The organism is Paenibacillus castaneae (genome assembly GCF_002884445.1).
Lineage (GTDB): Bacteria > Bacillota > Bacilli > Paenibacillales > Paenibacillaceae > Pristimantibacillus > Pristimantibacillus castaneae.
The window spans coordinates 2,461,095-2,473,174 of the sequence record NZ_KZ614144.1; the positions used below are offsets into that span (position 1 = coordinate 2,461,095).

Sequence of the window (12,080 nt, forward strand, 5' to 3'; positions counted from 1 at the left end):
CTGCATGAACCAAAACCAGACCGGAAAAGAAGGGAACTTGCGACCGTCTAAGATAGCGAGTTGGAAGCAGAGTGCAGCCGTTCGCTGGGTGCTGATGTTTATGTTTGTGTTGTTGTTCTATTTCAGCTTGGCTCCTCATCTCGTTCCAGAAACGTATAATATCCAGGAGGGCGCAGTAAGCGAGAAGGATATTAAAGCGCCCTTCCAAATAAAGGATGAGAAGTCGACTAGACAAGCGGAAGAGGATGCCGCTAATAAGATCGATGTTATATATTCCATTGTTCCACTCCGCAATGAATCGCTTGTCGATCAAATATTAGTTCGAATTGAGCAGTTGAATTTAGATGATCAAGTGACCGTTCAAAATAAAATTGATATTTATCGAAATGAAATTCCAGGACGCTATTCGGATTACATAGACAACTTTGTCAAGATCAACAAAGGCAAAGGAACCTATAGTGATACGCTCCTGGATGAGATGGCAAGCATAGCGAAGGAACAGCAGTATACGATCCCAGAAGAAACTTTTTACAAAATGCCTAAATTATCATCTGAAGCAATAACCGAGATGCGAAGTGTAGCTAGGGATATTGTTCGTAAGCTAAGCGGAGAGCAGCTGCGTGAGGCTGAAACGGCAAGAACGCAGGTGGCAGAGCTTGTTAACGCAAGCACGCTGTCCAGTCGTACAAGCCGAGAAATTGTTCAAGAGCTGGCTAGATTCGCTATTATGCCTAATAAATTTATGGACAAAGCGGCTACCGATGAAGCAAAGGTATTGGCAAAACAAAATACGCCGCCTGTTGTTATAAAAGAAGGCGAGCTTATCGTCAAGCGCGGACAAATGATAACGCCTGATCTTTACAAACTGCTTGTTGACTCTTCGTTGCTGCATGACAAGAAAAACTATTGGCCGCAGCTCGGCTTGCTATTTATGTCGATCATGTTTATTGTAGTCGTTTACGCTTATTTACATCAATCTGGCAGTATTAACGGCATCAAGCCGAAATACAATAATGCTTCACTGCTCATGCTATGGCTTATTTTCCTAATTAATATTATTACGATGCAGATTATTACGTTGACGCAGACGGATACGGCTCCTTATGCTGGTTATTTAGCGCCTGCCGCATTAGGGACGATGCTTATAACGCTTCTATTGGATATGCATTTGGCCATAATCAGTTCGATTTTATTCGCGATTATGGGCAGTGTTATATTAAACACCGGACAGCATCAAATTTTTGATTTTCAATACGGCTTCGTAATTATTGTTGTATCTTTTGCGGCCATTTTCTCGATTCATCGGGCAAGTCAAAGGTCAACGATATTGAAGGCTGGCATTATGGTCAGCTTGTTCGGCACCCTATCGGTTATTACTATCCTGCTTCTATCCGAGCAGCTTGAGCGCATCCCTTTTATTTATGCGGTTGTATTCGCATTCGCAAGCGGCTTGGTTACTGCAGTGCTCGTTATTGGCTTAATGCCGTTTTTTGAAATCACATTTGGTATTTTGTCGGCGCTTAAGCTTGTAGAGCTTTCCAACCCCAATCACCCGCTGCTTCGAAAGCTGTTAACGGAAACGCCGGGCACCTACCATCACAGCGTAATGGTTGGAAATTTGTCAGAGGCGGCCGCGGAAGCGATTGGTGCAGATGGCTTGTTATGCCGAGTAGGCTCTTTCTATCATGACATTGGCAAGACGAAGCGACCGAATTACTTTATCGAGAATCAGTCGAATATCGAGAACCCGCATGATACAATTGATCCCAAGCTTAGTAAGTCGATTATTGTGGCACATGCAAGAGATGGTGTGGACATGCTCAAAGGTCATAATATTCCGAAGCCAATCCGTGATATTGCCGAACAGCATCATGGAACGACCTCGCTGAAGTTTTTCTATTACAAAGCAGTCAAACAAGCAGAAGAGCAAGGAATCAAGCCGGAATTTACCGAGGATGATTTCCGATATCCTGGTCCGAAAGCGCAATCGAAGGAAGCGGCTGTCGTCGGAATTTCCGATTGTGTGGAAGCGGCTGTTCGCAGCTTACACAATCCTACAGTTGAACAGGTTGAAGCGATGATCCACAAAATCATTAAGAGCAGACTTGATGACAACCAATTCAATGAATGTGATTTGACACTGAAGGAATTGGACAAAATTGCGCAATCGCTCAAGGAAAGCGTAATCGGTATATTCCATTCGCGGATTGAATACCCGGATGATGTAAAAACAAAGGAGCGTTTAGCATGAGCTTGCGATTGGATTGGAATAATGAACAAGAGATACTTGATATTCCTGATGCTTGGATAACGAAGCTAGAACAGCTGCTTCAACTAGCAGCGCAGGCTGAAGGCATTTCAGAAGGTGAGGTATCACTCACATTTACAGACGATAAAGAAATTCATCAGTTGAATTTAGAGTACCGCGGCATTGACCGTCCGACTGATGTGCTTTCTTTCGCCATGCAGGAAGATGGAACAGAGGAGCTGGACATCATCTTTGAGGTTGAGAGCGAGGATGAGGCAGACCCAATCTCCGGTATGCTTGGCGATATTATCATTTCGGTTGAAACGGCGGAAGCCCAAAGCAAAGAATACGGACATTCATTGGAGCGGGAGATCGGCTTCCTATTTGTTCATGGTTTTCTGCATTTAATGGGTTATGATCATGAGGAGGACGCTGCTGAAGCAGAAATGACTGCCAAGCAGGAAGCGATTCTGCAGCAGGCTGGCTTAACTCGCTAATGAACCATTTTTTTCGCAGCTTTGGTTTTGCGTTGTCTGGAATCGTATTTGCCCTTCGAACTCAAAGCCATATGCGCTTTCACATGTTCGCAGCAATTACTGCTTGTGTCTTAGGGTTTACTGTTTCACTTAAGCCATTGGAGTGGTCAATTATTCTTCTGGCTATCGCGGTTGTCATAAGCGCAGAAATGATTAATACTGCCGTTGAGCAGGCTGTTAATTTAGCTAGTCCGGAGTTTCATCCCATAGCCAAAATAGCGAAGGATGTAGCGGCAGGAGCGGTATTAATTGCGGCTGCGGTCTCTGCTATTATAGGACTATTGATAATCGGACCGCCGCTTTGGCGATTGTTTTTATAATTTAAATTTGTTTAACTTAAAAACGGAGGAATTGAATATGAAATATGAAGGTTTATCGGAAGAATACACCAAGTTGATGCACCATGCGAAAGAAGCGATGACCAGAGCATATGTACCATATTCAAATTTTCAAGTAGGTGCTGCCTTGCTTGACAACGATGGACATGTCCATTTCGGCTGCAATGTGGAGAACGCTGCTTATGGACCTACGAATTGCGCAGAGCGCACGGCATTGTTTCGGGCTGTAGCGGATGGCAAGAAGGCAGGACAGTTTCAAGCAATAGCGGTTATCGGTGATACCGAAGGACCAATCTCTCCTTGCGGCGTCTGCCGTCAAGTGTTAGTAGAATTATGTGCTCCGGATATGCCTGTTATTATGGGTAATTTACACGGTCAATGGTCGATATCGACCGTATCGGACATATTGCCGGGAGCCTTTACGCCGGCATCATTAGATAATAGGGAGCGTTAAATAATTATATGAGTCGTACAACAACAACTGAGCGTGACAGCAAAAAATTCCGTTCCGGTTTTGTAGCTATTATTGGCAGACCGAATGTGGGCAAATCAACTCTTATGAACCATTTGATTGGTCAGAAGATTGCCATTATGTCTGATAAGCCGCAAACAACACGAAACAAAATTCATGGTGTATATACGACGGATGAACTGCAAATTGTTTTTCTTGATACACCTGGAATTCATAAGCCGCAATCGAAGCTTGGCAATTATATGATGCAAACTGCCGAAAGCGCTCTAAGAGAGGTTGAAGCAGCCTTGTTTCTAATTGATGCCTCTGAGGGACTTGGCGGAGGTGACCGTTTTATCATCGAGCAGCTCAAAAAAGTCAAAACGCCTGTATTCCTCGTCATGAACAAAATTGACAAGGTAGAACCCGAACAGCTGCTTCCAATGATTACGCAATATAATGAGCTTCATGAATTTGCAGAAATCATCCCTATCTCGGCACTTAAAGGAAATAATGTCGAGACGTTGATGGAACAATTGTCGCGCTATTTGCCTGAAGGACCTCAATATTATCCTGCTGATCAGATTACAGATCACCCTGAACAATTTGTATGCTCGGAGCTCATCCGCGAGAAGATATTGCATATGACCCGTGAGGAAATTCCTCATTCTATTGCGGTAACTATTGAGGATATGCGCGTGAAGGAAAACGGAGTTGTGTACATTGGCGCTGTTATTTTTGTAGAGCGTGATTCCCAGAAAGGTATCATAATCGGGAAAAAGGGCGATATGCTTAAGGAAGTCGGCAAGCAGGCTCGCAAAGATATCGAAGCGTTGCTTGGCTCGCGAATTTTTCTGGAGCTGTGGGTGAAGGTTAAGAAGGATTGGCGCAATCAAGAGAGAGTGTTGAAGGATCTCGGCTATAGACATGATTAAGCAAAAATAACGATATTTGTTAAGGATAGCTTGGCCCCGTTTATCGCATCCTATTAGTGTCTTGAGCAGCATTTCAGGGAGCGAAAGGGATGGATACGAATGCGAGATTTTTCGTGGAAGTATTTTACGTTGACCGGGGATGTCGAATCCTTCATGCTTTACAAGGAAATGAAACAGCTTGGAGCGGAAGGACGCACTGATACGATTGATAGTGTCAATGAGGAGTTTGCAACGCTGGAGTTAGATGGAACGTCCAGCTAGCTTATCGAATCAGCTGGAAAAGGTCTAATAACAGAATAGTCGTTTTGTGCAAACGGATGCTGCACCGCCATGGGACGGTGTGCTCCGTTTCTGCTTTTAGGGGAGAGTTATTTTATGCTGTATCGTGTCGAGGGCATTGTTATTCGAAGCATGGATTACGGAGAAGGCAATAAAATTGTTACACTGCTTACAAAGACGAATGGCAAAGCTGGTGTATTAATCCGTGGCGCTAAGAAAATAAAAAGCAAGCATTCATCTCTTGCACAGCCATTTACATACGGGGAGTTCGTCTATTTTCGCAGCAGCGGACTCGGTACACTTAACTCTGGTGAGATTATTGAATCTCACCATATTTTGCGTGAGCAGCTTGATTTGGCAGCATATGCTTCCTATGCGGTCGAATTAACGGATCGCAGTTTGCAGGATGATGAAGCAACCAGCTTTCATTTCGAGCAGCTTAAAGCTTGTTTAGGCGCGTTGAAAGAAGGGAAAGATCCTCAAATTGTGATTCATTTGTATGAAATGAGAATTTTGGATTTATCAGGTTATGCGCCTGAGCTGGACGAGTGCGTGAGCTGCGGCAATCGAGTTGGCCCTTTCAGCCTATCCGCGCACTCAGGCGGCATTCTATGCTCTAGATGCTTAGGAAAGGATCCAGGAGCCATTCCGCTTGGTGAAGGAGCTTACAAGCTGCTTAATATTTTTCGCAGAACGGATATGAGAAGATTAGGCTCCATACAAGTGAAACCGGAAACAAAGCTGGAGCTTAAGCTTTGCATGCGGAGACTTATGGATACTCATCTGGGCTTACAGCTCAAATCTCGCCATTTTCTGGATCAGCTTGATAAGCTTTTGTAAAAAATATTCAGCTTCTCCGCCTCTAGGCGGAGTTTTTGTTCCTTCCATCGATGGATTTCATAGAACGAGCAGTTGCATTATGCTAAATGATGTTATAGAGAGTTAAGCTAATTGGAGGGATTCATCTTATGTCTGCGCAGCAAAACAGACTGGGGTTCGTAGTAGCGGGCCTGTTGCTTGGCATTCTGGTCGCATCGATTGACAATACCATCGTATCAACTGCGATGGCGACAATCGTATCCGACCTTGGAGGATTGGACAAATATGTGTGGGTAACATCGGCATATCTGGTAACGGAAATGGCGGGCATGCCTATTTTTGGCAAGTTATCCGATATGTACGGTAGAAAACGTTTTTTTGTGCTCGGGATATCATTATTTCTTCTCGGCTCTATTCTTTGCGGAACTGCTGAATCCATAACGCAGCTTACGATTTACCGTGCAATCCAAGGGATTGGCGGCGGCGCGATGATGCCGATTGCTTTCGCTATTGTATTTGATATTTTCCCGGCAGAAAAGCGTGGTAAAATGGGCGGATTGTTCGGAGCCGTTTTTGGCACATCCAGCTTGTTTGGTCCGCTGGCAGGAGCTTACATTACAGAATATATAAATTGGCGCTGGATTTTTTATATCAATATTCCGTTTGGACTTGTAGCACTCGCCTTTATTATTCTTTTCTATAAGGAATCGTTATCGCATGCCAAGCAGAAAATCGATTGGTGGGGTGCTACGACTCTTGTAGGCTCTATTGTCTGCCTCATGTTTGCACTAGAGCTGGGCGGATCTGAATATGCATGGGATTCTACACAAATTATCGGTTTATTTGCCGGGTTTGCAGTTTTGCTTGCAGCTTTTCTATTCATAGAAACGAAAGCTTCGGAGCCGATCATTTCCTTCAAAATGTTCAGCCAACGCTTATTTGCCTTCAGTACTGGAGCAGGCCTATTCTACGGGGCTGCTTTCATAACGGCGGCACTTTACATCCCGATGTTCGTTCAAGGTGTGTTCGGTGGTACGGCAGTGAATGCAGGCCTAACTCTTCTTCCGATGACGCTTGGGTCTGTTATTGCCGCACAATTAGGCGGGTTTCTCGCTAACAAGATGCCTTATCGTTATGTCATGACCATTTCAGCCATCATTTTCATTACCGGTATCGTTCTTTTATCTACAATTACGCCGGACACAACTAGAACAATGCTTTCCTTCTACATGTTCCTGACAGGGTTTGGGATAGGGTTCTCCTTCTCGGTACTTGGGATGTCCTCTATTCATGGCTTTGATATGCGTCAGCGCGGCAGCGCAACATCAACGATGTCATTCGTGCGTTCCCTTGGCATGACAGTCGGAATCACGATATTCGGAATTATTCAACGCAATCATTTCGCAAGTGGAATGTCAGAGGCGTTCGCTGGTAGCGATGGCGGAGGCATGATGACGGATAATGCGCGCGAGCTTCTGTCTCCTGAGAAGCGTGCAGCCATTCCTCAAGCTGTGATGGATAAAATTGTGGCTGCTCTGTCTGAATCGGTTTCGATTACTTTTCTTTGGTCGATTGTGCCGGCAGGATTAGCTTTAGTTTGCGTCCTATTCATGGGCAACGCCGGTATGAAGGATCTTATTCAGAAGGAAAAAGGCAAGCAAACACCGTTAGAAGAAATTCGCGGTCACTAAAGGATTGCTTCGATTGTCTGACCACTCTACACTTAGTTGACAATCTTCATAAAAAAGCATACAATGATTAATCATGAATATTGGGCTATGATGGAGAAAGTAATCGTTTTACATCGACTGTATTAGCGAGCCGGGAATAGTGGGAGCCTGGACGGATGATAACGATGAAAGGGCACTCCGGAGTCGTATCGATCAAAGAGGGTTTGCTCGCAAGGAGTGAACCAAGTAGGGTGGAACCGCGGGATTAATAACTCTCGTCCCTACGTCTGGGAACAGGCGTAGAGACGAGAGTTTTTTGTGTGTCTGCGTCCTTGTTTACTGGATTTGCACATAAAACAGAGGAAGAAGGAGAGGGTCTGTTATGAATTTTCAAAAAATGATTTTGACGCTGCAGCAATTTTGGGCAGAACAGAACTGCATTCTAGTCCAGCCTTATGATGTGGAAAAGGGTGCAGGAACGATGAACCCAATGACTTTTCTAAGATCAATCGGTCCAGAGCCATGGAATGTGGCTTATGTGGAACCATCCCGCCGTCCAGCTGACGGTCGTTATGGGGAAAACCCGAATCGTCTGTATCAGCATCACCAATTTCAAGTTATTTTGAAGCCTTCGCCTGACAATATTCAAGAGCTTTATTTAGAAAGCCTGAAGCAGCTTGGTATTGATGCCAATGACCATGATATTCGTTTCGTTGAGGACAACTGGGAATCACCGACACTCGGTGCATGGGGCTTAGGCTGGGAAGTATGGCTTGACGGAATGGAAATTACACAATTCACATACTTCCAACAAGTTGGAGGAATCGATGCCAATCCGGTTGCAGTCGAAATTACGTATGGCATGGAGCGGCTTGCTTCTTATATTCAACAAAAAGAAAATGTATTTGATTTGGAATGGGTTGAGGGCGTAACGTACGGAGACGTGTTCAAGCAACCAGAATTCGAGCATTCGAAATATACATTTGAGACATCAGATACAGCGATGCTGTTCAATTTATTTAATATGTATGAAGAAGAAGCAAATAAAACGATGGAGCACAATCTCGTATTCCCGGCTTATGATTACGTATTGAAATGCTCACATACGTTTAACCTTCTGGATGCGCGCGGTGCAATCAGCGTTACGGAAAGAACCGGCTATATTACGCGGGTGAGAAACTTGGCGCGTGCATGCGCATCAACGTATTATGCCGAAAGAGAACGCCTTGGATTCCCGTTATTGAAGAAAGGAGTGGAGCAGCATGACTAGAGATTTATTGCTGGAGATCGGTCTAGAGGAAGTGCCCGCTCGCTTCGTGCGCGGTGCAATGAACCAATTGAAAGATAAAATGGTAAAATGGCTTTCAGATTCACGAATTGAGCATGGCGATGTTCAAGTATATGCGACACCTAGACGTATTGCCGTTCTGATTCATGAAATGGCTGAGAAGCAGTCTGATATGAATGAGGAAGCAAAAGGTCCATCACGCAAAATTGCGCAGGATGCTGAGGGAAATTGGAGCAAAGCGGCTCTTGGCTTTGCAAGAAGCCAAGGCGTAGAGCCGGAGCAGCTTTACTTTCAAGAGCTGGCTGGCGTGGAATATGTATATGCGAATAAGAGCAGCATAGGCGCGGAAACAGCATCCATACTGCCGGATGGCTTGCTTTCGTTAATTACTTCGATGTCCTTTCCGAAAAATATGCGCTGGGGCAGCTATGATTTGCGTTTCGTTAGACCTATCCGTTGGTTAATAGCTTTATTCGGGCAAGATATTATTCCGTTCGAAATTACGGGTGTGAAGACCGGCAACGTATCACGCGGACATCGGTTCCTTGGCGCTGACGCAACAGTTCTAGAACCCGCACAATATGTGGAGCGCCTGCGCGAGCAGCATGTTATCGTTGATGTTAAAGAGCGTGAAGAGCTGATCATTAGCCAGATCAAGGGACTTGCAGAAGAGAAAAGCTGGGAAATTGCAATTAAAGAAGATTTGCTTGAAGAAGTGCTCTTCCTCGTTGAGTATCCCAATGTATTATTTGGCGGATTTGATCCGGCATTCCTGAATATTCCGCAAGAAGTGCTTATTACTTCCATGCGCGAGCATCAGCGGTACTTCCCTGTATTTAACAGCGAAGGGGAGCTTCAGCCTTTCTTTGTTACGGTACGCAACGGGGATACCAAATCGATAGAGCTTGTTGCCAAAGGCAATGAGAAGGTGCTTCGCGCCAGACTTTCCGATGCTAAATTTTTCTATGAAGAGGATCATAAGCTGACGATTGAGCATGCGTTGTCGAAGCTTGAAAATATCGTCTATCACGAAGAGCTTGGCTCCGTTGGAGACAAGGTTAGACGGATTCGCGCAACAGCAGATTTGCTAAGCAAGCACCTGAATCTGGATGAACAAGCCGCTCAAGATATTAGCCGCGCTTCTGATATTTGCAAATTTGATCTTGTATCGCAAATGGTCTATGAATTCCCTGAGCTGCAAGGCATTATGGGAGAAGATTATGCGAATAAAGCAGGAGAGCGCAAATCAGTGGCGAAAGCCATTAATGAACATTACCAGCCGCGCTTCTCCGGCGATCTAGCCCCATCGGAAATAACGGGTGCCATCGTTAGCTTAGCGGATAAGATCGATACCATTGTTGGTTGTTTCTCCATTGGCATCATACCAACAGGATCGCAGGATCCATATGCCCTGCGCAGACAAGCAGCGGGAATTGTACAGATCATCCTAGCGCATGGGTTGAAGCTTTCATTAAATGATCTTTATGATGCGTCCTTGTCCGTTCATGAGAGCCGCGGCCTGAAGCGCAATGCAGCTGATATTCGCAAGGATTTGGCGGATTTCTTCGCGCTTCGCGTAAAAAATGTATTGTCGGAGCAAGGCGTGCGCTATGATGTCGTAGATGCCGTTATGGCTTCAGGCTTTGCTGATCTAAGCTCTACAATTGAGCGTGCATCAGTTATTCAAACTTTTGCGGCAGGCGAGGAACGTGCGGAATTCAAGCTTACAGTAGAGCAGTTTAATCGTGTAAGTAATTTGGGCTCTAAAGCTTCGTCAACGTCTGTTGATCCTGCCTTGTTCACTGAACAGGTGGAAACCGAGCTGTATGAACAATGGCTGCAGCAGCGTCCAGCTTTCAATGCTGAAATCGAAAGCAGAGATGTTACAAAAGCCGTGTTAACCTTATCGGCGCTGAAGCCGTTTATTCAAAACTACTTTGAGAAGGTTATGGTAATGGCTCCAGATGAGGCAGTACGGGCAAACCGACTAGCTACACTTGCAGGAATAGCAGAGGATCTTGCTGTCATTGCTGATTTCTCGAAGCTAGTTTGGTAATAATCTGATGGATGGATATTCACCTGTCTTCTTTCAAATAAGCGTCAGGAGGATGATGAAGCATGCCAAATGCAAATCCAGAAGTAATTGTTTACGTCGTATCGGATGCTGCTGGTGATACAGGCGAACTGGTCGTACGCGCTGCGATTGCTCAGTTTCATCCCATTAATACGGAGATTCGCCGAGCACCGTTCGTAACGGACGAAGCTAGCTTGCAGCGTATCACGCTGCAAGCTAAGGCAGTCGATGCGATTGTGTTGTATACGTTAGTTATTCCGCATCTGCGTGACAGCATGAAGAGGCTGGCTGAGTCATCGGATATCGTCGCCATAGATCTATTGGGATCATTTATCGAAACACTGGAATTGCGGACGGGTAGGAAATCCAGAGAAGAACCGGGCCTTAACCACGTTTTGGATGAAGATTACTTCCGGAAGGTAGAGGCAGTCGAGTTCGCCGTTAAATATGATGATGCTAGAGATACTTCGGGCGTGCTGAAGGCAGACATCGTGCTCGTGGGCGTATCCCGCACCTCGAAAACACCATTATCTATGTATCTTGCTCACCAAAAATTCAAGGTCGCAAACGTACCGCTTGTGCCGGAGCTTAAGCCTCCGGCCGAATTGTTTAAAATTCCGAAGCGGAAGATCATTGGACTTACGATTGGCATGCCTTATTTAAATACGATACGCAAGGAAAGATTAAAGGCGTTAGGCTTGCCGAATAATGCATCCTATGCGACACCGGATCGTATTGAAAAAGAGCTTATTTATGCGGATACCATTATGAAGCAGCTCGAATGCGTAATTATTGATGTTTCACATCGGGCTGTAGAAGAAACGGCCAGCTTAATTATGGAATATGTGCGAAAGCCGTAATGATTGGCGGCAGGATTTTTTATAGTTGTGCCGTATATAATAGTACAGGATAGAAAATGAAATCGAGCGGTGATCATTATTCGGCAAGAGCAACCAACTATAGTAGTGGATGCGGATGCATGTCCGGTAAAAGCTGAAATAGGCGAGACGGCAAGGCGTTTTTCGGTGCGGGTTCTGATGGTGGCTTCTCATGACCATCGGCTTGAGCCGCAAGCCGGCGTAGATATTGTCCAAGTGGACCGCAGCAACCAGTCTGTCGATTTGTACATTGTCAATCATATTGTGCGTGGCGATATTGTCGTGACGCAGGATTTCGGACTTGCATGTATTGCGATTGGCAAAGGTGCACTTGTATTATCGCCTCGGGGAGAGCAGTACACGGATGAGAACATCGATTATTTGATGGAACGCAGGCATGAGCTTGCCAAGAGACGCCGAACCGGCGGGAAAACGAAAGGTCCAAAAGCGATGAACAATGAGGATCGTGAGCGTTTTCAACAAAAGTTGACAAAAGTTTTGCGAAATGAGCAGGAGAACCATGACGTATAGCGAATATTATTTACGTGTTACTAGGATGAAGGT

Annotated in this window: 12 protein-coding genes; all 12 read left to right on the plus strand. The window is 45.1% G+C overall.

All coding sequences use genetic code 11. The features are described 5' to 3' along the window. The first annotated feature begins 4 nt into the window (after positions 1–4). On the plus strand, positions 5–2,251 hold the full coding sequence (locus CEF13_RS10510) for an HD family phosphohydrolase (protein WP_102710631.1): 2,247 nt from the start codon (positions 5–7) through the stop codon (positions 2,249–2,251). Further along, positions 2,248–2,745, plus strand: coding sequence for an rRNA maturation RNase YbeY (gene ybeY / locus CEF13_RS10515; RefSeq protein ID WP_102710632.1), 498 nt, complete (start codon positions 2,248–2,250; stop codon positions 2,743–2,745). The genes CEF13_RS10510 and ybeY overlap by 4 nt, the downstream gene beginning before the upstream one ends. After that, positions 2,745–3,104 (plus strand): diacylglycerol kinase family protein, encoded by a 360-nt coding sequence (locus tag CEF13_RS10520; protein ID WP_102710633.1) that lies wholly within the window; start codon positions 2,745–2,747, stop codon positions 3,102–3,104. Before ybeY ends, CEF13_RS10520 begins: the two co-directional genes overlap by 1 nt. A 37-nt stretch (positions 3,105–3,141) precedes the next feature. Next, positions 3,142–3,576 (plus strand): cytidine deaminase, encoded by a 435-nt coding sequence (gene cdd / locus CEF13_RS10525; protein ID WP_102710634.1) that lies wholly within the window; start codon positions 3,142–3,144, stop codon positions 3,574–3,576. 8 nt (positions 3,577–3,584) lie between these two features. Then, positions 3,585–4,508, plus strand: a complete 924-nt coding sequence (era, locus tag CEF13_RS10530; protein WP_102710635.1) for a GTPase Era — start codon at positions 3,585–3,587, stop codon at positions 4,506–4,508. 99 nt (positions 4,509–4,607) lie between these two features. Continuing rightward, a complete protein-coding gene (locus tag CEF13_RS10535; protein ID WP_102710636.1) occupies positions 4,608–4,769 on the plus strand; it encodes a YqzL family protein in 162 nt (53 codons plus the stop codon). A 114-nt stretch (positions 4,770–4,883) separates the two neighbouring features. Further along, a complete protein-coding gene (gene recO, locus CEF13_RS10540) occupies positions 4,884–5,627 on the plus strand; it encodes a DNA repair protein RecO (protein WP_102710637.1) in 744 nt (247 codons plus the stop codon). A gap of 128 nt (positions 5,628–5,755) precedes the next feature. Further along, the gene (locus CEF13_RS10545) at positions 5,756–7,297 is read left to right on the plus strand and encodes an MDR family MFS transporter (protein ID WP_102710638.1); all 1,542 of its coding nucleotides are present in this window, start codon (positions 5,756–5,758) and stop codon (positions 7,295–7,297) included. 361 nt (positions 7,298–7,658) lie between these two features. Beyond that, entirely contained in the window at positions 7,659–8,546 is an 888-nt protein-coding gene (glyQ, locus tag CEF13_RS10550; protein ID WP_102710639.1) for a glycine--tRNA ligase subunit alpha, read from the plus strand. Further along, positions 8,539–10,620, plus strand: coding sequence for a glycine--tRNA ligase subunit beta (glyS, locus tag CEF13_RS10555; protein ID WP_102710640.1), 2,082 nt, complete (start codon positions 8,539–8,541; stop codon positions 10,618–10,620). The genes glyQ and glyS overlap by 8 nt, the downstream gene beginning before the upstream one ends. A gap of 62 nt (positions 10,621–10,682) precedes the next feature. Further along, complete coding sequence (locus CEF13_RS10560) at positions 10,683–11,498, plus strand: pyruvate, water dikinase regulatory protein (protein WP_102710641.1); 816 nt, start codon at positions 10,683–10,685, stop codon at positions 11,496–11,498. Positions 11,499–11,576: 78 nt separating this feature from the next. Continuing rightward, positions 11,577–12,047, plus strand: coding sequence for a YaiI/YqxD family protein (locus tag CEF13_RS10565; protein WP_211297057.1), 471 nt, complete (start codon positions 11,577–11,579; stop codon positions 12,045–12,047). Positions 12,048–12,080: the final 33 nt, after the last annotated feature.

Bases quoted from the DNA above. Each gene is read 5' to 3' on its own strand.
- CEF13_RS10510 (WP_102710631.1), top strand. From the start codon at position 5: ATGAACCAAAACCAGACCGGAAAAGAAGGGAACTTGCGACCGTCTAAG.
- ybeY (WP_102710632.1), top strand. From the start codon at position 2,248: ATGAGCTTGCGATTGGATTGGAATAATGAACAAGAGATACTTGATATT.
- CEF13_RS10520 (WP_102710633.1), top strand. From the start codon at position 2,745: ATGAACCATTTTTTTCGCAGCTTTGGTTTTGCGTTGTCTGGAATCGTA.
- cdd (WP_102710634.1), top strand. From the start codon at position 3,142: ATGAAATATGAAGGTTTATCGGAAGAATACACCAAGTTGATGCACCAT.
- era (WP_102710635.1), top strand. From the start codon at position 3,585: ATGAGTCGTACAACAACAACTGAGCGTGACAGCAAAAAATTCCGTTCC.
- CEF13_RS10535 (WP_102710636.1), top strand. From the start codon at position 4,608: ATGCGAGATTTTTCGTGGAAGTATTTTACGTTGACCGGGGATGTCGAA.
- recO (WP_102710637.1), top strand. From the start codon at position 4,884: ATGCTGTATCGTGTCGAGGGCATTGTTATTCGAAGCATGGATTACGGA.
- CEF13_RS10545 (WP_102710638.1), top strand. From the start codon at position 5,756: ATGTCTGCGCAGCAAAACAGACTGGGGTTCGTAGTAGCGGGCCTGTTG.
- glyQ (WP_102710639.1), top strand. From the start codon at position 7,659: ATGAATTTTCAAAAAATGATTTTGACGCTGCAGCAATTTTGGGCAGAA.
- glyS (WP_102710640.1), top strand. From the start codon at position 8,539: ATGACTAGAGATTTATTGCTGGAGATCGGTCTAGAGGAAGTGCCCGCT.
- CEF13_RS10560 (WP_102710641.1), top strand. From the start codon at position 10,683: ATGCCAAATGCAAATCCAGAAGTAATTGTTTACGTCGTATCGGATGCT.